Source organism: Leucobacter sp. WKLB1 (genome assembly GCF_059696215.1).
On sequence record NZ_AP046115.1, the window covers coordinates 2,481,874 to 2,501,572 of the forward strand.

Sequence of the window (19,699 nt, forward strand, 5' to 3'; positions counted from 1 at the left end):
CCAAGGCGTCAGAGTCCGATCTGCTCGCCCAGCGTCTTCAGCCAGCCCTCGCGCCCGGCCTCAATCTCCGACGCAGTAAGATCGTGCGTCTGGTCGGCCGCGGGCTCGGGAGCGAACTTCGCCCATGCTTCGGGGAGTTCCACCGAACTGTCGACGGGCACCATATACATCGCTTCAGGGATAGTCTGCTGGAACTCGTGCGAGACGAGGTAGTCGACGACGGCCTCGGCTCCGGCTTCGTTGGCGGCACCCTGCAGCACTCCGGCGTACTCGACCTGCTGCGTGCAGGTGTCGAGCAGTGCAGCGGTGCTCGACGCAGTGCCCGCGTCGTTCACGGTGAACGCCGGCGACGACGCGTACGACACGACGATCGGACGCGTGCCGTCTTCGCCGCCCTGCGTGAACTGCCCGTAGTAGGCGTCGCTCCAGCCCTGCTCGATGCGGGCGCCGTTGTCGACGAGCTGCTGCCAGTAGTCCGCGAATCCGTCTTCGCCGAACTCCTCGACCGTGCCGATCAAGAACGAGCTGCCTGTCGACGATGCGGTCGGGTCGAGCAACACGGTGAGGTCGCGGTAGTCGGGCTTCGCCAGATCGGCATACGTCTGCGGCTCGGCGACGCCGTGCTCGGCAAACCAGGCGGTGTCGATGTTGATGCAGGTGGAACCGTGGTCGACCGGGATCATGCCGGTTGCTTCGATGTGGCCCGCGTGTCGGCTATCGGTCTGCAGCTTGGAAACCGCGAAGTCGAGCGCGCCGTCGGGAAGCTCTGCTGGGACGTACTCCTTCACCACGCCGTTGTCGACGAGCCGCGATGCAAAGATGTTGTCGACGCCGAAGAACGCATCGGCGACGGGCGCGCCCTTCGTGAGCACGAGCTTGTTCGTGAGCTCGCCCCCGTCTCCTGCCGAGACGACCTGCACGTCGTAGCCGGTCGCGGCACTCGCAGCTGTGGCGAAGTCGTCGTTCGGAAACGAGTCGTGCACGATCAGCGTCACCGTCTTCGCATCGGCTTCATCGGCGGCACCGGTGGTGCACCCCGTCAGCACGAGACCGAGTGCGGCCGCTGCCGTCACCGAGACCAGTGCCGATCGCCGCGCGCGACGGGAAAAGTGGATAGGCGTCATTGAGTGCTTCCTTCCTCCGCTGGCATGAACCAGATCAGGTTGACGGTCGGAGCTCGCGTGCTCCCTCTCAGCCCTGCGCGTCAGGACTCCCGTGGATTGCCCTCTATACCTTAGTGCCCGCCGCCCGGCCAGCGCCAACCGGAGCGTTTTTCGCCGTGGTCCTCCGCATCAGACGATGCTTTAGTGGTTTCGGGCGCCGCGTCCCAGGCGTAGGCGCGGAGCAGGTCGGCTTCGCTGAGCTCCGGATCTGCGCTGCTGTGGTCAGCATTGGCGTCGCGTGCGGCCTGATCGGGCTCCGGCTGTGTATCGAACGGCATCGAGGCACTCGACGCCGCCTCGAGATCGTCTGCGTCGATCTGAGCCGTCTCGAACTCTGCGCTCTCGAATTGCGCCGTCTCGAACTCAGCAGTTCCGATGCGCCCGGTCTCGAACGCTGCCGTCTCATCGTTCCCGGCATCGACGGGTGCATCGTCCAGATACTCGTCGTCGCGGTGGGCCTCGTCGACGGCCGACCGCTCGAGCTCCACCGTTTCATAGGCATCCGCAACATCGAACGCATCTGGAACGGCCAGATGCGCCGAAACGATATCGGCCTCAACTGGCTCGGCGCGACGACGGCGCCCCAGCGTCAATCCCACGAGCGCCGGCGTCGCGTCCGCGACGCGCTCGGGCATCGCGGAGCGCACCTGTTGCACATCCATTCGGCCCGCCAGCGCACCCAGCAGCAGCCCGGCGCCGACCTCGAGCGCGAGAAACCCGCCGAATGCCCAGGGGTGCGGGCCGTTCTCGGCGAGGCGATCCGGCCCCATCGCGCCCCCCGCAGCCGCGGCCAGCCCCACCGCGACGAGGCCCGTGCACAGGCCAGCGAAGACCGGTGCGGCCAGCACCACCGACCACCCCGAACGGCGCTGCGCGGGCCGCCTCGCGAACCGCACGCCGAGCACGATCGCGGCGAGCACGATGATGGCGGGCGCCACTCCACCGAACGCGCCCCAGCTCGACGGGATCGCCCCGAAGATCGGCAGCGCCGGCAATGGGCCGAGGAGCGTTTCGAACGGCGTCGTCGAGCTGCCGACGCCGACCGCGAACCCGGGCCCGGCAAGCCAAGACAGACTCCAGACAATTGCCGTCGGCACCAGAGCCAGTTGCGAAATGAATACGGTGAGCGAGCCGAGAGGGTCGAGCTGCAGACTCTGCGTGAGCGCGGTGACATCGGCGTAACTCGTGATCACGGCAATCGAGAACGCGACCGCGGCGAGCCCGATGACGAGCGCGATCGATGCTGCAGCAAGCCGAATCGCTTCGGCGCCGCGAGCAGGGAGCGATGCCGCGCCTCGGAAGTCGAGCGCCTCCAGGCCGCGCTGCACCTGGCGCACCAGCGCGTGCCACCAATCGTGCCCGTCGATCGCGGCCCGCACGACGAAGGCGGCGAGCGAGGACAGCCCGAATACGGCGGCCGCAACCGCGGCGGCGAGCGCGTGGGGCCAGACCAGCAGTGGTGCGGCGAGCGCCGCCGCCGCGAACGCGATGCCACCGAACCCGGCCGCGCCCCCCAGCGCACCGAATGCCCCGACGCCTCCGCGAGCCGCGAACCGCCAGCCCGAGCGCAGCGCGAGCAGCACGGTGACGAGGGTGATGCCGAGCGGAGCGATCGAGAGCGTGAATTGCAGCGCTTCAGGTGCAAGCCCCATCGCAAGCGCAGCTTCAGCGGGCACCGCGAAGTGCAGCGGCACGAAGTGAGCGAGCAGCCACACTCCGGTGACCGCCGACGTGACCGCTGCCGGCTCAGCGGAGAGCCCGAACGTCACGATCCAGAGCAGTACTCCGGGTACCGCGACGACCGCGAGCCCGGCGAATGCCACCGCGACGGCTTCGATTGCGGCGATCACCGCGGTCACCAAAGATCTCATCGTCAGAAGCTTACTCCGCGAGAGAAATGCCGAGCCGAGACGCTCCCGTGCGGGCGTGCCGCCGGTGCGTCGCCGCACCGAACCCACCCGGCCCCAACGCAACGGGCCGGCCACCCGAGGGTGACCGGCCCGTTGACGAGCGTGTGCTGCTTGCCGTGCAGCGACTGCCTGGCGCGGTTCGCGGTAAACGCTGACGCGTTTACAGCTGGGAGAACGCCGCGCGCAGCAGTTCGGCGGTCTCGGTCGGTGTCTTGCCGACCTTGACGCCGGCGGCCTCGAGGGCCTCCTTCTTCGCCTGAGCGGTGCCGGCCGAACCCGAGACGATGGCGCCCGCGTGGCCCATCGTCTTGCCTTCGGGCGCGGTGAAGCCGGCGACGTAGCCGACGACCGGCTTTGTCACGTTGGCCTTGATGAACTCGGCCGCGCGCTCTTCGGCGTCGCCGCCGATCTCACCGATCATCACGATGGCCTGCGTCTCGGGGTCGGCCTCGAACGCGGCGAGCGCGTCGATGTGCGTCGTGCCGATGACGGGGTCGCCGCCGATGCCGATGGCGGTCGAGAAGCCCAGATCGCGCAGCTCGTACATCATCTGATAGGTCAGCGTGCCCGACTTGGACACGAGGCCGATCGGCCCCTTGCCCGTGATGGTCGCGGGGGTGATACCTGCGAGGGCCTCGCCCGGCGTAATGATGCCGGGGCAGTTCGGGCCGATGATGCGGGTTTCATTGCCGGTGGCCTGAGCGTGCGCCCACAGCTCGGCCGAGTCCTTGACCGGCACTCCCTCGGTGATGATGACGAGCAGGCCGATGCGGGCATCGATGGCCTCGATGGCCGCATCCTTGGTGAAGGCCGGCGGCACGAATGCGACCGACACGTCGGCGCCCGTCGCAGCGATGGCCTCGGCCACAGTCGCGAACACCGGCAGCTCGACGGCGTTGCCCTGCGCGTCAACGTGCGACACCGTCGTGCCCGCCTTGCGCGCGTTCACGCCGCCAACGATGTTGGTGCCCGCCGCGAGCATGCGCGCGGTGTGCTTGGTGCCCTCGCCGCCGGTGATGCCCTGGACGATGACCTTGGAATCCTTGTTCAGGAAGATCGACATGGTGGTTCTACTCCTACAGTCTTTCGTCTCGGATCAGCGGGCGTTGGCGAGCTCGGCGGCCTTGTCGGCGCCTTCGTCCATGGTGGCGGCCTGGGTGACGAGCGGGTGCGCCGCTGCGTTCAGGATCGCCCGGCCCTCTTCGACGTTGTTCCCGTCGAGGCGCACGACGAGCGGCTTGTTCGCCGCGTCGCCGAGCTTCTCGAGCGCGCCGACGATACCGTTGGCCACCGCGTCGCAGGCCGTGATGCCGCCGAACACGTTGACGAATACCGACTTCACCTGCGGGTCGCCCAGAATCACATCGAGCCCCGCCGCCATGACCTCGGCCGACGCGCCGCCGCCGATGTCGAGGAAGTTGGCCGGCTTGACGCCGCCGTGGTTCTCGCCGGCGTAGGCAACGACGTCGAGCGTCGACATCACGAGCCCTGCACCGTTGCCGATCACGCCAACCTCGCCATCGAGCTTCACGTAGTTGAGATCCTGCGCCTTGGCCTTGGCCTCGAGCGGATCCTCCGCCGACTTGTCAGCAAGCTCGGCGTGCTGCGGCTGGCGGAACTCGGCATTCTCATCGAGCGAGACCTTGCCGTCGAGCGCGACGATGTCACCTGCTCCGGTCAGCACGAGGGGGTTCACCTCGACAAGCGTCGCGTCTTCGCCGGCGTATACAGCGAACAGCTTCTGGAACACCGGAACGACCTTGGCGACGAGCTCTTCCGGGAAGTTCGCCGCGCGGGCGATCTCCTCGGCCTTGGCTGCGTCGATGCCGGTGATCGGATCGACCGCGATACGTGCCAGCGCCTCGGGCTTCTCGACGGCGAGCTGCTCGATCTCCATGCCGCCCTCGACGGACGCGAGCGAGAGGTACGAGCGGTTGGCACGATCGAGCAGCACCGAGAAGTAGAACTCCTGAGCGATGTCGGCACCCGCCGCGACCATCACGCGCTCGACGGTGTGGCCCTTGATGTCGACCCCCAGGATGGCCTGAGCCGCTTCGAAGGCCTCGTCGGGCGTCTTTGCTACCTTCACGCCGCCGGCCTTGCCGCGGCCACCGACCTTTACCTGTGCCTTTACGACGACCACGCCACCGATCTTCTCGGCGGCCGCACGCACCTCTTCCGGGGTGTCGGCGACGATGCCGGCGAGTACCGGCACCTCGTATCGTTCGAATAGATCTCGTGCCTGGTACTCGTACAGATCCACGTACTGTCCTTTGCTTGGGAGTCGGGGTGATCCGAGGCAGAAAAATGTCTCGATGTCGAGCTAGCTCGACCGACAAAAAGCCTATCACCGCGAAGTGATCGAACCCTTACCGCGTGCTGGTTTCGCACGGAGCAGCTCGTCATCAGCGCGTGCGAGGGCGATGTCGAGCGGCTCTCCGGGAACCGACTCGGCAATGCCCCACGACCATGCAAACTGCGATGCCGCTCGCATCGAGTCCAGCGCCTGTTCGAGCTCGCCGGGCCCGCTGCGCAGCACCAGGGCGAACTCGTCACCGCCGAGCCGCGCGACGAGGCCCCCGGATCGTCCCGAGGTGCCGCGCATCCCCACCAGCACGGTCCAGACTTCCACCGACTCGATGAGTGCGGCATCGCCCGCGATGTGCCCCCCCGCATCGTTCAGACCTTTGAAGTCGTCGAAGTCGATCATCGCAACGGTCACCGGCTCCCCCACCCGCTCCGCTCGCTTGCGCACGACCTTTGCGAGCTCATTCAGGCCACGCCGGTTCAGTGCGCCCGTCAACGAATCGGTACGGGCCTCGCGATGGAGCTGACGCTGCATGGTGCGCGCCCCGACGTAACAGAAGATCGCGATGAGGATCGCGTAGCCGACCATCACGTTCGGGTCGGCGAGGCCCTTACCGAGGTCCGGATTCACCATCAGGATGACCAGCATGCGGATCACACCGATGACCATGAGCACGCGACCGAAGGCCGGCGGGTAGAACCAGCCGAGATACAACGCGACGAACGGGAGTTCCAGGAGGGCATTGATCTCGGCGTGCGCGTGCGAAGAGAACAGCAGGAAGTAGGTTGACCAGGTCTCGATCACGGCGAACATCACCACCCCTGCCCACAGCGGGTAGCGGCGCCCGAGTATCAGCGGCAGCGCGGCAGCGACTCCGTAGAAGATGAGCCACAACGCCACCATGAAGCGGTTCATGTGCTGGTGCCCGACGAGAAGGTCAGAGACGAACACGATCGCAAGCAGTGCGGGAATCGCGGCGCTCATGTAGGTGAATGGGGTCTGCCAGCGTACAAACCGCATCCACGTCTCCGAGCCGAGGCTCGCGAGGTCCGGGTACAGCCGGCGCCTATCCAAGATGCGCCTGTCGTTTCTCGCGCTTCTGCTCGTAGAGCGCTGCGTCGGCGCGACGCCACAACGCTGCGGTGTCGTCTCCGACCTGCAGTTCCGCAACGCCCCACGACCAGGAATGCGGAGACACCGCGAGCAAGCGTTCGGCGATTTCGGCTGCCGTCACCGCATTGGTCGACGGGAGCAGGAGAGCGAATTCGTCGCCGCCGATGCGCCCGATGACATCACCGACGCGCACTTCCTCGAACCAGATGCCGATCGTCGTTTCGAGCGCGACATCGCCCGCAGCGTGGCCGTGCGTATCGTTCAAGGTTTTGAAATCGTCGAAGTCGATCGCGATGAGACTCAACGGTGCGCGTGCCCGATCGATGCGATGCGCTGCGCGTTCCTGGAATCTCGCGCGTGTGAGGGCTCCCGTGAGCGGATCTGCAGACTCGATTCGCACCTCGCGGCGCCAAAGATACAGCCCCGCACTGTAGCAGAAGACGAGTCCGAGAAGCGCGTGTACGGCGACGGGTGCACCGATGCTGCCGTTCGCCCCGAACAGCGGATTCGAGAACATGACGATGGCGAAGCCGACGAGCCCGACGGCGGCGAGTGGCACGGCGATCTTGGGGCGCACGAACCACCCCAGATAGAACGCGACGATCGGGAACTGCTGCACCGAGGAGATCACCGATTGCGGATCGTCGCTCAGGCTCAAGAAATAGCCCTGGGCGACGAAGAAGATAATCACCCCGGTCACCCCGACCGACCGCGGAATCCGAGCACCGGCGAGCAACGCGCCCAAGCCGCCGGCGAGACTGAGAACGAAGAGGGTCCAGATGAACCAGCGATGCGCCATGTAATGGTGAAACAGCAGATCGATCACGAGCGTCAGGCTCATGAGCAACGCCGCAAACGCGACATACCACGAGTGCGCGTTCTGCCGCTGCGCGAGCATGCGGAACCAGGACACGGGTCGCCCCTCCTCTGTGACGTTGTTGCAAACCCCCCGATTTCCCCAACTGTCAGACCCACAGGCTACACAATGATGGAAGAAATTTCCTCTGGGTTCCTGAAAAACATCGGCGGGATCGTTGCCCTTTTCTCAGTGATCGTGATTACACTCGATCGCACTGCGTCGCCGCCCCTCCCACTCCGGGGAGTCGCTCGAGTCGGCGCAGCGGGAGAGCAATCACGTGAGCACCATCGAGGCCGCCCCACCCGAGGGTCTGCGCGCCCGCAAACGCCGCCGCACCGAAAACGCGATCGAGTCATCGGCGGTCGCTCTCGCACTCGAACTCGGCGTCGAGAACGTCACCGTCGATGCGATCTGCGAGCGAGCCGACATTTCTCGGAGCACGTTCTTCAACTACTTCCCGTCACGCGATGACGCAATTGTGGGCCGCGCCATCGAGATTCCGGAAGGCGACCTCGCTTTCTCGGTACTCGACAGCACACCAGACAACCTTCCACTCGGCCTCTTCCGCTTGCTCTTCGCGGCGATCGGGCATCGCAACATCAACGCCGAAGTCGCGCGCAATCGACTGCGGCTCGTGAACGAGCAGCTCGAAGCAGGCCGCTTGACGATGGTGTCACTGCTCGAGTCGGGATATCAGCTCAATATTGTCGCGACCGCTTGGCTGCGCGCTCGACCCGAGCACGCCAAACTCGATTCGCCCGAGCGCGAGTCGATGCTCGCACTCGCACTGGTGCACGGGGCGATGTCTGCGCAGATGGCGGTCTGGTCTGCGGGGAGCGGGGACACGGATGCCGACGAGAGCGATTTCATGAGCGTTGCCGAGGAATACCGCAAGCTGCTCGGCTAACGGACCCCGATTCCGAAGCGACCTCCGCACCGAGATTCAGAACGAAGCTGCGGCGTCTACTCGTCGACCTTTTCGATCGGAGCGAGCTTTACCAGCAGTTTGCGCTCGCCGACAGAGTCGAAGACGACGTGCGCGATGCGTTTCGAACCGATGCCAGAGATTCCGGTCACCCGCCCTGCCCCGTATTCTTCGTGCTGAATGCGATCTCCCGACGCCAGTTCGAGATCTCCGTTGTCGCGCACCGCTCCCCCGACGAGGTTGGGGAACCCGCCACCGGCCGCCTGGGCTTCTTTCGCGAGACGCTTCCGTTCGCGCCACTTGTCGAGAGCCGACTGCATGTTGCCGCTGGCCGGTTCGCTCACGGCGGCGGCTCCAGAGCCGCCGCCGGCACCGGAGAACGTCACCGATGAATCAGTGCGGGTGCGCGAAGACCACGAGGCCGTCGAACTGCGCGGTGCATTGAGCGCCCTCGAGGCGGTGCCGCCGCGACCCGTCACCTCGCCCGGTGACTGCCGCCAGTCGATGAGGCCTTCTGGGATCTCTTGCAAGAAACGCGACGGCATCGCGACCGAGACATCGCCGAATGTCGCTCGCGTCGACGCGAGCGTGAGATAGAGGCGTTCCCGGGCGCGAGTGATTCCGACGTACATCAACCGTCGTTCCTCACTGATACCGCCGACTTCGTCGACCGACATCTGATGGGGCAGCAGCCCCTCTTCGACGCCCGTGATGAACACCGCCTTGAACTCGAGGCCTTTCGCGGTATGCATCGTCATGAGCGAGACCGTGCCGCTCGAGTCGTCGAGGTCGTCAGCCGCCGCCACCAGGCTCACTTCGGTGAGGAACGCGAGCAGGCCGGCTCCGGGCTGCTTCGCATCGAACTCTCGGGCCACCGCGACGAGTTCCTCGAGGTTCTCGGCTCGCGCATCGTCTTGCGGATCACGCTTCGCCCGGAGCTTCTCGATCATCTCGGTCTCGTCGAGGATGAGCTTCAGCAGGTCGCCGACCGGAGCCGGCACCGCTGCCTCACCGGCAACATCGGTCGCGCCGCCGCCCACGGCCATTCGAGCGGCTCGGGTCAGCAGATCGGCGAGCTGGCGCACAGCGCCCTTGATCTTCGGGCCGAGAGCCGAGACTTCATCTGCGCGCAGCATCGCTTCGTGGAACGACAGCCCGTGCGCCTCCTGGAAGTTCGCGAGGTGCGCTTCCGCCATCGCGCCGATGCCGCGCTTCGGCGCACCGATGAGTCGCGACCATGCGATGGGGTCAAAGGGGTTGGCGATGCTCGTGAGGTACGCCATCGCGTCTTTCACTTCGGCCCGCTCGTAGAACTTCGTGCCACCGAGCACTCGATAGGGAATCGCCGAGCGGATGAGGAGTTCTTCGAGTGCACGTGTTTGCGAGTTCGTACGGTAGAAGACGGCAACGTCGCCGTAGGCGAGGCCGCCGCGGTGCAGATCTTCGATCTCTTCGGCGACGAACCGCGCTTCGTCGTGCTGCGAGTACCCGGTGAACCCGACAATGCGCTCGCCATCGCCCTCCGAGGTCCAGAGTCGCTTCTCTTGGCGGTCGAAGTTGTTGCCGATGACCGCGTTTGCCGCCGACAGAATGTTCTGGGTGGAGCGGTAGTTCTGCTCGAGCTTCACCACTTCGGCGCGGGCGAAGTCTCGCTCGAATTCGACGATGTTGCGGATATCGGCACCGCGGAAGGCGTAGATCGACTGGTCGGAGTCGCCGACGACGGTCAGGCTTGCAGCGGCGATTCGCCCGTCGGCATCGAGCTCCCGATCGCGGGCGGGCGGCACCAGCCGCTCGACCTCTTCGGGCTCGATCGCCCGTGTGAGCTCGCGAATGAGCGAATACTGCGCATGGTTGGTGTCTTGGTACTCATCGACGAGAATGTGCCGAAACCGTCGCTGATAGATCGCGGCGACATCGGGGTGCGCCCGAAACAGATGAACCGTCTGCCCGATCAGGTCGTCGAAGTCAAAGGCGTTCGCCCGTCGAAGCTCTTGCTCATACATCTTGAAGATCTCGACGAAGAGCCGCTCGCGCGGGTCGCTGTCGTTCATCGTGCTCGAGTAGCTATCGGCATCGGTGAGCTCGTTTTTCAGACGCGAGATCTTGGAGCCCGAATTGGCCGGCGTGAAGCCGTAGGTGTCGGCGTCGAGTTCTTTGATGATGCGTTTGAGCAGTGCGCGCGAGTCGGCGGAGTCGTAGATCGTGAAGCCCGACACGTAGCCGAAACGCTCGGCCTCGCGGCGCAGGATACGGACGCATGCCGAGTGGAACGTCGAGATCCACATGCCCTGCGACGCATCGCCGAGCAGCCCCTCGATGCGTTCGCGCATCTCGGCAGCTGCCTTGTTGGTGAAGGTGATCGCGAGAATCTGACTCGGCCAGGCCTCTTTCTCGCGAATCAAATGGGCGATGCGGTGCGTCAGCACGCGGGTCTTGCCCGACCCAGCACCGGCAACGATCAGCAGCGCGGGCCCACGCGCGACCACCGCACGCGCCTGAGCCGGGTTCAGGCCGTCGACCAACGGGTCGGAGCCGCCTGCGCTGCCGCCAATCGGAATGCCCGAGGGGTCCAGTAGTTCGAATTCGCTCATCGTACGGATCAGTCTACGAGCAGCCCCCGACATTCGGCCGCGTGCGGCGCGATGCACGCTCGACCCTTCGCGATCCCGCACAATAGAAGGCATGTCTGTTTCCGCGCGCCCCTCCGTGCTCGTCTTCGCCACCGGCGGCACGATCGGCATGCGCAGTACCGACGGCGGGCTCGCCCCCGATCCCGATTTCGCCGACGTGCTCGAAACCCTCGTCGATCGCATCTGCGCCCCGCTGGGCATCGATCATCGGGTCAACCATCTCTCCCCCGCCATCGACAGCGCGAACGCCGACGCCGAAACCGCTCCGAAGATCGCCCGCGCCGTGCGCGCTCGCGTACGCACGCAGCGCCCGCGAGGCGTCGTGATCACGCACGGCACCGATACGCTCGCGTACACCGCGGCGCGCCTCGCGTTTGAACTCGCCGACCTCGGCGTGCCCATCGTCATCACCGGCAGCCAGTTGCCGCACGGCGCGCAAGGCACCGATGCCGGCGACAACCTGACGCTCGCGATTCGCGCCGCCGTCAAAGCAGCTCCCGGCTCACCCGCTGCAATCGCTTTCGGTGGCGCCCTGCTGCCGGCGGTGCGCACGACGAAGCACGACAGCGTCTCGCTCACCGCGTTCCGAGCCGAGTTGCCGCTCGCGGCGAACTCCGCCGGCGTACCCTCCGAAACCGCGACAACGCGCACCGAAACCTCCGCGGCACCCGCCCGTGTCCTGACGTTCCGTTTCGTACCTGCCGTCACCGCCGACGATCTGCGCGCCGCCGTCGGCGGCGGACCGCAGGGCCTCGTGCTCGAGTGCTACGGCAGCGGTAACGGCCCGATGTCTCGCCCGGGCATGCTCGGAACGCTGCGCGAGCTCTGCACGGCACTCCCGGTCGTCGCGGTCACGCAGTGCGTGACCGGTGGGGTCGATCTCAATCGCTACGCCGTCGGCCGCGAACTCGCCGCAGCCGGCGTCATCGACGGCGGCGACCTCACCGTCGAAGCCGCGACCGCGAAACTCGGGTACCTGCTCGACCGGGGGTTCGCAGGTGACGAGCTCCGTCTCCTGATGCACGCCAATCTGGTGGGCGAACGGGCGGATCACGAGTCGTGACTCGCCCCGATGCGCGCCCGCGGCAGACCGTTGTTCCTGGCGATCGTGATCTGTCCATCGATGCGGCGCGCATCGGGAGCCTGCTGCTGGTCATACTGATCCATCTCCTGATGATCGGCGCCACCGTCGGAACGCGCGGGGTGCAGCTCTCGCGGCCGCTCGAGGCACAACCCTGGTTCGCGGCGGCAACGTGGGTCGGCCAGATCATGCCCCTCTTCTTTTTGCTCGGCGGGTTCACCGGGCTCCGCTCGTGGCGCAGCTCGCACGCCCGCGGGGCCACCGCGATGGCCTACGTGCGCGGACGCGTTGCACGACTTGCCCGCCCGGCACTCCCGTTCTTCGTCTTCTGGCTCATCGTGCTGCTCGCCGGTCGCGCCGCGGGCATCGATGCGGCGCTGCTCGACGCCGTCGCTGCCGGCGCAGGAACGCCGATCTGGTTTCTCGCCGCATTTCTGCTCGCACAGTGCGTCGTACCGGTCTTCGCCGCGCTGCATGCGCGCTGGCGGTGGCAGACGCTGATCGCCCTCGCAGTGCTGGCGATCGGAGTCGATGCGATCCGGATCGCCACCGGATTCGTGGCAATCGGCTGGCTGAACTTCGCGTTCGTCTGGTGGTTCGTGCAGCAACTCGGATTCCTGTTGCTCGACGGATCGACCGAGCGGCTTCGCGCCCGACCAGGTGGGGTGTGGCTGCTCATTGCCATCGCCGCATCCGCGTACGCCGCGCTGGGAGCCGGCGTCGCGGCGGGTTGGGACTCGGCAGACATGCTGCAGAATCTGAACCCGCCGACCGTTTCGTTGGTGTTGCTCGGCATCGCCCAGCTCGCGCTCTTCGAGCTGCTGCGACCCGCACTGCGCTCCCTCATCCGTCTGCGCCCCGTGCAGGGCGTCGCATACCTCGTCGGCGCGCGTGCGATGACGGTGTACCTGTGGCACCTGCCCCTCATCATCGCGATCACCGGTCTGGGGCTGCTGTTGCCCGGGGGCGGGCCGACACCCGCTTCTCCACTGTGGTGGGCGACGCGGCCGATCGTCTACCTCGTCGTGGTCGCCGCCGTCATCGCCCTCGCCGTGCCGCTCTCGCGGTTCGAACGGGTACCCGTGACCTATGCGTCACGGAAAACGGGCAACCTCGCCATCTGCATCGCCGCCCTCGCGGCATTCGGCGGGGCGTTCTGGGTCACCGTCGATGCGCTCGGCCTCGTCACCGCAGCCGCGGGCACCGGAGCACTCGCGCTCGCCGTGGTACTGGTGCGCGGCAGACGCATCACCCCGCTGCGGTCTCCGTAACGCCGTCGCGGATCATCACGCCGAGATCCGGATGATCCACGAAGATGCCGTCGACTCCCGAGGCCGCGATCATCGCGAATTCGGAATGCCAGTCGCCCCACTCGATGCGACCCGCATCGGTCTGGAAGCGCGCATTGAGCGAGCGGTTCTCGGGCCTGAGCGTCCAGGTGAACACCCGAAGGCCGCGGGCATGGGCCCGGTCGACGAGGTTGGTCGGCCCGATCGCCCGGCCCAGCACATCACGGCGGAGCAGGTTCTCTTTGGCCACGCTGATGCCGTGCACGCGCGCCGCGAGCGCGTCGAGACCGGCGTCACTGCGGTACCAGGCGTAGCTGCGCGGCGGTGCATCGCCGACCGGCTCGTCTGCCGGTGACCCGAAGTGCTCAGCGAGAAAGACGAATGCGGCGCGCAAGCCAGCTTCGCGCAGCTGGTCGAGCACGCCCAGCTCGAATGATTCGATCACCAGACGATCCGGCCGGTCGTCCCATCCGGCAGCCGAGAGCGCGGTGATGAGGAGCTCAGCGAGGTCAATGCCGCGATCAGCATAGAAGCGCGCGTGCTTCACCTCAACCACGACCCCGACCTCACGATCGAGCGCGGCGCTCTGCGCATCAACGACGGCAAAGACATCGCTGAGGCGCAGAATCCCCTCTTGCCCGTCGAATGCGGTGTTGCCGGGGCGCACACGGGGCATCCGCTCTCTGCTCCGCAAGGTTTCGAGCTCGGCCCAGGTGAAGTCCTCGGTGAACCAGCCCTCGAGACTCTCGCCGTCCACCACCTTCGACGTGCGGCGCTCGGCGAACTCCGGGTGATCCGCCACGTCGGTCGTCCCGGATATCTCATTCTCGTGCCGCACGACCAGCACTCCATCACTCGTGGCGACGATGTCGGGCTCCACCAGGTCGGCGCCGAGCTCGCACGCGAGACGATAGGCCGAGAGCGTATGCTCCGGGCGGTATCCAGATGCCCCGCGATGACCGATGACGAGTGGGCTGGGGCGTGAGCTGACCATGTGCCCAGCCTAGAGCTGCGGCGCTACGCCCTGGGTGAACGGCGTCCAAAAGTCACAGCGCATCCGAAGCGCTCACTCCGTAGACTGGGCGTGTCCCATACGCCTGGAAAGGATTCCGACGCATGAGCAATCCGGCTCTCAGTAACAACCCCGCACTCAACGGTAAGACACTTAGCGCTGACGAGCTGCGCCGCATTTACGACCAGCCCGCTGCGCAGACGCAGCGCCCCGGTGTCGATACGCCCGCCACCGACGCCGGCTTCGGCGCGCAGCAGCCCCCGGTGGTCGCGCCCTCCGACAAGCCGATGACCTACGAGAACACGATCTCCAAGACCGTGCTGCTGTTCGTCATCGTGCTCGCGTTCGGCGCGGTCGGCTGGTTCGTGCCGGTGCTAATGTTCCCCGCGGCAGTCATCGGCCTGGTGCTCGGCCTCGTGAACTCGTTCAAGAAGCAGCCCAGCGTGCCCCTCATCGTGCTGTACGCGGTGTTCCAGGGCGTCTTCCTCGGCGGCATTTCTGGCATCTTCGAATCGCAGTGGTCGGGCATCGTTTCGCAGGCGATCATCGGCACACTCGCCGTATTCGGCGTGACGCTGCTGCTCTTCCGCAGCGGCAAGGTGCGCACCAGCCCCAAGATGAACAAGATCTTCATGGTCGCGATCTTCGGCTACCTCGCCTTCTCGGTCGTTAACCTCGTGCTGATGCTCACCGGCGTCAACCAGGATCCGTGGGGCATGCGCGGAGCGCTGCTCTTCGGCTGGCTCCCCCTGGGCGTCGTCATCGGTGGACTCGCCGTGCTGCTGGCCGCGTACTCGCTGGTCATGGACTTCGAGCTGATCCAGAACGGCGTGCGCAATCGCGTGCCCGAGAAGTGGGCCTGGTCGGCCGCTTTCGGCCTCATGGTGACGCTGATCTGGCTCTACGTCGAGATTCTGCGCATCCTCGCGATTCTGCGCGGCAACAACTAGCGATCTCCTCGCACACGAACGGGCTCGGCGCTTCGGCGCCGGGCCCGTTTTCGTGTGAGGTGGGACGGTGCTCTTCCTGAGCCACCGTCTTTCTCTCGAGCCACCGCCGAAATCGCGAATCGGTGCGGTAACTCGGCCGCGCAAGGGTGACTCGCGACATGCATCGACCGATCGCATGAACGCCACGAAACGGGAAGAGCCCGGCCGAAGGCCGGGCTCTCGCCTTCCCGCTCGCCGAGCGGACCGAGACCGAGACGGTCTCGGAGTGAGCGAGGATTGCCCAGAAATGGGCAATCCTTACGCGCTCACTCCCACTCAATGGTTCCCGGCGGCTTCGACGTGACGTCGAGCACCACTCGGTTCACCTCCGGAACCTGGTTCGTGATGCGGTTCGAGATTCGGGCCAGCACGTCGTAGGGCACGCGGGTCCAGTCGGCAGTCATCGCGTCTTCTGACGAGACCGGGCGCAGCACGATCGGGTGACCGTAGGTGCGGCCATCGCCCTGCACGCCTACGGAGCGTACGTCTGCGAGCAGCACGACCGGGCACTGCCAGATCGAGTTGTCGAGACCGGCGGCCGTGAGCTCGGCACGAGCAATCGCATCGGCCTCGCGCAGCACCTCGAGACGCTCGCGGGTGACTTCGCCGACGATGCGAATGCCGAGGCCGGGGCCGGGGAACGGCTGGCGGCCGACGATCGCCTCGGGAATACCGAGTTCACGACCGATCGCACGCACCTCGTCCTTGAACAGGGCGCGCAGCGGTTCGATCAGTTCGAAATCGAGGTCATCGGGAAGACCGCCGACGTTGTGGTGCGACTTGATATTCGCGGTGCCCGAACCGCCGCCCGACTCGACGACGTCGGGGTACAGCGTGCCCTGCACGAGGAACTTGATGGGTTCGCCCTCGGCCTTGGCCTCAGCGACCAGGTCGCGCTGCACCTGCTCGAACGCGCGAATGAACTCGCGGCCGATGATCTTGCGCTTCTCTTCGGGGTCGGTGACGCCCGCGAGATGGCCGAGGAACGTGTCTGCGGCCTCCACGGTGATGAGTCGCACACCCGTCGACTCGACGTAGTCTTTCTCGACCTGTTCGCGCTCGCCCTTGCGCAGCAGACCGTGATCGACGAACACCGCGGTGAGCTGGTCGCCGATCGCTTCGTGCACGAGAGCGGTCGAGACGGCCGAGTCCACGCCGCCCGACAGTGCGGAAATGACGCGTGCGTTGCCCACCTGCTGACGGATGAGCTCGATCTGCTCGGCGATGACGTTGCCCGCATTCCAGTCGGGAGCGATACCGGCGACGTGGTGGAGGAAGTTCTCGAGGATCTTCTGGCCGTGATCCGAATGCTTCACTTCAGGGTGCCACTGCACGCCGTAGAGCTTGCGCTCGGCCGAGCCGAAGGCGGCGACCGGGGTCACAGCAGTCTTCGCGAGCACCTCGAAGCCCGCAGGGGCTTCCTGCACCGCATCGCCGTGACTCATCCAAACGTTCTGCTCGGCCGGCTGGCCGCCGAGAATCGCACCGCCGTCGCCGACGAGCGTCGCGTCGGTGGCGCCGTACTCACGGTCGCCGGTATTGCCGACGGTGCCGCCGAGTGCACGCGCCATCACCTGGAAGCCGTAGCAGATGCCGAGCACGGGAACACCGAGCTCGAAGACGCTGTCATCGAATGACGGAGCGCCCTCTTCGTACACCGATGACGGCCCGCCCGAGAGCACGATACCGAGCGGGTTGCGCGCCTGCACCTCTGCCGCGGTGATGGTGTGAGGTACGAGCTCCGAATACACTCCGGCCTCGCGCACGCGTCGCGCGATCAGCTGCGCGTACTGCGCACCGAAATCGACGACGAGTACGGGGCGGTGCCCCGGCTGTTCCGACTGAATCGTCATGTTCGCTCCAGTGAGCCTTTCAGGAAGTCGCGGACGAGGCCGCAGCGGATGAGGACGAGGCGGGGCCGGCGGCCGAGTCGGTCGCGTTCCCGAGTGTTGCGAGGGTGCCGTTCACCTGGCGCACGATGCGCGCCTCGAGGAAGAACGACATGAACGGAATCACCCCGCCGAGAGCGATGAGCAGGAACTTGCCGAAGCCCCAGCGCATCGGGCTCCACAGCAGGAAGTCGGAGATCAGGTAGACGACGTAGAACCAGCCGTGGGCGATGAGGATCGCTTTGAACAGATCGAACCCGTTCGCTTGGAAGTCGGATTCGAGCCCCGCGGGAGCGAGTTCGTAGAAGTGCGCGAACCCGTCGGGGGTGAAGAGGAACAGCTGCACGTTGAACGCGTACTTCATCACCATGACTGCGCACAGCAGCAACAGCATGACGCCGGTGATCACCGAGGTGACCTTGTAGAAGCTCAGCGCTTTACGGATGCGCGGGAAATCGGCGGGCTTGGGCTGCAACTGCATGGGATCCATTCTACGGCGGGCCTCTGACACCGCTCGCACAGCGTCGGAGGAGGGGTCAGGAGTCAGATTCGGCGTCTGCGCCAGCTTCGAGCAGCAGGAGTTCGTGTTCTTTCTCCCAGGCATCCCGTGCAAGTCGGTACCAGAAGAAGATGGCGAACCCGGCGAACACGACCCATTCGATCGCGTAGAACACGTTCAACCAGTTGACGGTTTCAGCCGGCAGCGGTGCGACCGAATCGACCGGATCGAGACCGGCTGCGTCGAGCATCGGACGTGAGCCCGAGTCATCATGCAGCACCAGATACCCCGAGTAGACGGGGCCCTCAACGACCTGCCACTGGTTGGCGAGCGCGGCGGGCACCATGGTGTGCTGGGTCTGCGGATCTTCATCGCGATCCGGCACCTGCGGCCCCTCCGGCGGCATGTAGCGCCCGGTGAGCGACGCGGTGGCCGCAAATGCGGGTTCACCCGACAGTTTCTCGGCGATGCGGCGCGCGTCGTCGGCGCTGGGCGCCCACCCCACCGCGACCGACAGACTCGCGCCTGCCTCGGCGTGCTCGCCGCTGGTGATGAGGTGCCCGACGACCCAGGCTCCGGTGCGGCCGTCGTTATCGCGGGGAGACACCACAGAGAAGTCTTCGAGAACGAAGGTTCCGTCGAGTTGCACGACGACGCCGGCCCCTGCGTCTGTCACGCCTCGGTCGAACGACGTGACCTCTGACAGCGGGCGCACCGACTCGGTATCGACGTGCTGCTGCGTCTGGTTCTGCACGGCGACCCCCGCTTGCCACTGCGCTAGCGCGGCGAACGCGACGGCAATGCCGAGCGCGAGCAGCAGTGCCAGAATCCAGCGCGGTCGCCACATGACCTGGGCGAGGGTCGGCTCGCCCAGGTATTCCGGCTTACTGCGTGCCAAAATGCTCGCTTAGCGTTCGGCGTACACGACGCCGACGCGCTGGAACTCCTTGAGCTCCGAGTAGCCGGTCGTCGCCATCGCCCGGCGCAGCGCACCGACGAGGTTCGCGCTCCCGTCGGCGACGTGCGCGGGGCCGTTCACGATCTCGGCAAGGGGAGCCACCGGATCGACAGCGACGCGCTTGCCGCGCGGCAGATCTTCGTGGTGCGCTTCCTGCCCCCAGTGCCACCCGCGGCCGGGAGCATCCGAGGCCTTTGCCAATGCGGCACCGAGCATGACGGCGTCTGCACCGCAGGCGATCGCCTTGATCAGGTCGCCCGACGTGCCGAGGCCGCCGTCGGCGATGACGTGCACGTACCGGCCGCCCGACTCGTCAAGGTAGTCAGAGCGAGCGCCCGCAACATCGGCGATCGCGCTCGCCATTGGAGCGCGAATGCCCAGCGTGGCGCGCGTCGTCGAAGAGGCTCCCCCACCGAACCCGACGAGCACGCCCGCGGCTCCGGTACGCATGAGGTGCAGTGCCGACTGATAGGTTGCTGCGCCGCCGACGATCACCGGAACATCGAGCTCGTAGATGAACTCCTTGAGGTTGAGCGGCTCGCGACCCTCTTCCGAGACGTGCTCCGCCGACACCGTGTTGCCGCGGATCACGAACAGGTCGACGCCCGCCTTGACGACGGTATCGGTGAATTCGGCGGTGCGATGCGGCGAGAGCGCACCTGCGACCGTGACGCCGGCTTCGCGAATCTCGCTCAGTCGTGCCGTGATGAGCTCGGGCTGGATCGGCGCGGCGTAGAGTTCGCGCATGCGTGCGATGGCGGCACGCTCGTCGGTGATCTGCGCCAGTTCTTCGAGCAGCGGCTCAGGGTTCTCGTGCCGCGTCCACAAGCCCTCGAGGTTGAGCACTCCGAGGCCGCCGAGCTCGCCGAGCGCGATGGCCGCTGCCGGCGACATGACGGAGTCCATGGGTGCGCCGAGCACCGGAATGTCGAAGTGGAACGCGTCGATCGACCAGGAGGTCGAGACGAGTTCAGGATCGCGCGTGCGCCGCGTGGGCACGATGCCGATCTCATCGAAGGTGTACACGCGGCGTGCACGCTTGCCGCGCCCGATCTCGATCTCGTTGCTCAC

General features: G+C 66.3%; 16 protein-coding genes and 1 riboswitch. Of the genes, 4 read left to right on the forward strand and 12 right to left on the reverse strand.

Annotated features, from left to right (window positions below; translation table 11 throughout):
- Nucleotides 1-8: 8 nt before the first annotated feature.
- The 6 genes from ACZF5Y_RS11300 to ACZF5Y_RS11325 all read right to left on the reverse strand — a co-directional run bounded on the left by ACZF5Y_RS11300 (nucleotide 9) and on the right by ACZF5Y_RS11325 (nucleotide 7,407).
- Nucleotides 9-1,124 (reverse strand): thiamine ABC transporter substrate-binding protein, encoded by a 1,116-nt coding sequence (locus ACZF5Y_RS11300; protein WP_497532744.1) that lies wholly within the window; start codon nucleotides 1,122-1,124, stop codon nucleotides 9-11.
- A riboswitch (TPP riboswitch) is annotated at nucleotides 1,119-1,227 on the reverse strand. Its footprint overlaps the gene before it by 6 nt.
- A gap of 7 nt (nucleotides 1,228-1,234) precedes the next feature.
- The gene (locus ACZF5Y_RS11305; protein WP_497532745.1) at nucleotides 1,235-3,034 is read right to left on the reverse strand and encodes a cell division protein PerM; all 1,800 of its coding nucleotides are present in this window, start codon (nucleotides 3,032-3,034) and stop codon (nucleotides 1,235-1,237) included.
- Nucleotides 3,035-3,233: 199 nt separating this feature from the next.
- On the reverse strand, nucleotides 3,234-4,136 hold the full coding sequence (gene sucD / locus ACZF5Y_RS11310; protein ID WP_497532746.1) for a succinate--CoA ligase subunit alpha: 903 nt from the start codon (nucleotides 4,134-4,136) through the stop codon (nucleotides 3,234-3,236).
- A gap of 33 nt (nucleotides 4,137-4,169) precedes the next feature.
- Nucleotides 4,170-5,336, reverse strand: coding sequence for an ADP-forming succinate--CoA ligase subunit beta (gene sucC / locus ACZF5Y_RS11315; protein WP_497532747.1), 1,167 nt, complete (start codon nucleotides 5,334-5,336; stop codon nucleotides 4,170-4,172).
- Between the two features lie 84 nt (nucleotides 5,337-5,420).
- Nucleotides 5,421-6,401, reverse strand: coding sequence for a GGDEF domain-containing protein (locus ACZF5Y_RS11320; RefSeq protein WP_497532748.1), 981 nt, complete (start codon nucleotides 6,399-6,401; stop codon nucleotides 5,421-5,423).
- Between the two features lie 46 nt (nucleotides 6,402-6,447).
- The gene (locus tag ACZF5Y_RS11325) at nucleotides 6,448-7,407 is read right to left on the reverse strand and encodes a GGDEF domain-containing protein (RefSeq protein WP_497532749.1); all 960 of its coding nucleotides are present in this window, start codon (nucleotides 7,405-7,407) and stop codon (nucleotides 6,448-6,450) included.
- A gap of 223 nt (nucleotides 7,408-7,630) precedes the next feature.
- Between ACZF5Y_RS11325 and ACZF5Y_RS11330 the strand changes: the two genes are divergently transcribed.
- The gene (locus tag ACZF5Y_RS11330) at nucleotides 7,631-8,260 is read left to right on the forward strand and encodes a TetR/AcrR family transcriptional regulator (RefSeq protein ID WP_497532750.1); all 630 of its coding nucleotides are present in this window, start codon (nucleotides 7,631-7,633) and stop codon (nucleotides 8,258-8,260) included.
- Between the two features lie 56 nt (nucleotides 8,261-8,316).
- Here the strand turns inward: ACZF5Y_RS11330 and ACZF5Y_RS11335 are convergent, their stop codons facing one another.
- Entirely contained in the window at nucleotides 8,317-10,872 is a 2,556-nt protein-coding gene (locus tag ACZF5Y_RS11335) for an ATP-dependent helicase (protein ID WP_497532751.1), read from the reverse strand.
- Between the two features lie 91 nt (nucleotides 10,873-10,963).
- On the opposite strand from ACZF5Y_RS11335, the gene ACZF5Y_RS11340 reads away from it, so the two are divergent.
- Together ACZF5Y_RS11340 and ACZF5Y_RS11345 are read left to right on the forward strand one after the other, a co-directional pair.
- Complete coding sequence (locus ACZF5Y_RS11340) at nucleotides 10,964-11,974, forward strand: asparaginase domain-containing protein (RefSeq protein WP_497532752.1); 1,011 nt, start codon at nucleotides 10,964-10,966, stop codon at nucleotides 11,972-11,974.
- A complete protein-coding gene (locus ACZF5Y_RS11345) occupies nucleotides 11,971-13,263 on the forward strand; it encodes an acyltransferase family protein (RefSeq protein WP_497532753.1) in 1,293 nt (430 codons plus the stop codon). Before ACZF5Y_RS11340 ends, ACZF5Y_RS11345 begins: the two co-directional genes overlap by 4 nt.
- Here the strand turns inward: ACZF5Y_RS11345 and ACZF5Y_RS11350 are convergent.
- Nucleotides 13,241-14,275, reverse strand: a complete 1,035-nt coding sequence (locus ACZF5Y_RS11350; RefSeq protein WP_497532754.1) for a glycerophosphodiester phosphodiesterase family protein — start codon at nucleotides 14,273-14,275, stop codon at nucleotides 13,241-13,243. The two genes, ACZF5Y_RS11345 and ACZF5Y_RS11350, sit on opposite strands and share 23 nt — an antisense overlap.
- A 122-nt stretch (nucleotides 14,276-14,397) precedes the next feature.
- On the opposite strand from ACZF5Y_RS11350, the gene ACZF5Y_RS11355 reads away from it, so the two are divergent.
- Complete coding sequence (locus tag ACZF5Y_RS11355) at nucleotides 14,398-15,243, forward strand: Bax inhibitor-1/YccA family protein (protein ID WP_497532756.1); 846 nt, start codon at nucleotides 14,398-14,400, stop codon at nucleotides 15,241-15,243.
- 305 nt (nucleotides 15,244-15,548) lie between these two features.
- On the opposite strand, the gene guaA is transcribed toward ACZF5Y_RS11355, so the two are convergent.
- From guaA to ACZF5Y_RS11375, 4 genes are read right to left on the reverse strand one after another with little or no spacing between them, the layout of a single operon-like run.
- Nucleotides 15,549-17,135 carry a glutamine-hydrolyzing GMP synthase gene (gene guaA / locus ACZF5Y_RS11360; RefSeq protein ID WP_497532757.1) on the reverse strand — a complete coding sequence of 529 codons (1,587 nt, stop codon included), beginning with the start codon at nucleotides 17,133-17,135 and terminating at the stop codon, nucleotides 15,549-15,551.
- A 19-nt stretch (nucleotides 17,136-17,154) separates the two neighbouring features.
- Nucleotides 17,155-17,652 carry a DUF3817 domain-containing protein gene (locus ACZF5Y_RS11365; RefSeq protein ID WP_497532759.1) on the reverse strand — a complete coding sequence of 166 codons (498 nt, stop codon included), beginning with the start codon at nucleotides 17,650-17,652 and terminating at the stop codon, nucleotides 17,155-17,157.
- 55 nt (nucleotides 17,653-17,707) lie between these two features.
- Nucleotides 17,708-18,568, reverse strand: a complete 861-nt coding sequence (locus tag ACZF5Y_RS11370; RefSeq protein ID WP_497532761.1) for an SURF1 family cytochrome oxidase biogenesis protein — start codon at nucleotides 18,566-18,568, stop codon at nucleotides 17,708-17,710.
- 9 nt (nucleotides 18,569-18,577) lie between these two features.
- Nucleotides 18,578-19,699 carry a GuaB3 family IMP dehydrogenase-related protein gene (locus tag ACZF5Y_RS11375; RefSeq protein WP_497532762.1) on the reverse strand — a complete coding sequence of 374 codons (1,122 nt, stop codon included), beginning with the start codon at nucleotides 19,697-19,699 and terminating at the stop codon, nucleotides 18,578-18,580.

Bases quoted from the DNA above. Each gene is read 5' to 3' on its own strand.
- ACZF5Y_RS11305 (WP_497532745.1), bottom strand. From the start codon at position 3,034: ATGAGATCTTTGGTGACCGCGGTGATCGCCGCAATCGAAGCCGTCGCG.
- sucD (WP_497532746.1), bottom strand. From the start codon at position 4,136: ATGTCGATCTTCCTGAACAAGGATTCCAAGGTCATCGTCCAGGGCATC.
- ACZF5Y_RS11335 (WP_497532751.1), bottom strand. From the start codon at position 10,872: ATGAGCGAATTCGAACTACTGGACCCCTCGGGCATTCCGATTGGCGGC.
- ACZF5Y_RS11340 (WP_497532752.1), top strand. From the start codon at position 10,964: ATGTCTGTTTCCGCGCGCCCCTCCGTGCTCGTCTTCGCCACCGGCGGC.
- ACZF5Y_RS11355 (WP_497532756.1), top strand. From the start codon at position 14,398: ATGAGCAATCCGGCTCTCAGTAACAACCCCGCACTCAACGGTAAGACA.
- guaA (WP_497532757.1), bottom strand. From the start codon at position 17,135: ATGACGATTCAGTCGGAACAGCCGGGGCACCGCCCCGTACTCGTCGTC.
- ACZF5Y_RS11350 (WP_497532754.1), bottom strand. From the start codon at position 14,275: ATGGTCAGCTCACGCCCCAGCCCACTCGTCATCGGTCATCGCGGGGCA.
- ACZF5Y_RS11300 (WP_497532744.1), bottom strand. From the start codon at position 1,124: ATGACGCCTATCCACTTTTCCCGTCGCGCGCGGCGATCGGCACTGGTC.
- ACZF5Y_RS11320 (WP_497532748.1), bottom strand. From the start codon at position 6,401: ATGCGGTTTGTACGCTGGCAGACCCCATTCACCTACATGAGCGCCGCG.
- ACZF5Y_RS11365 (WP_497532759.1), bottom strand. From the start codon at position 17,652: ATGCAGTTGCAGCCCAAGCCCGCCGATTTCCCGCGCATCCGTAAAGCG.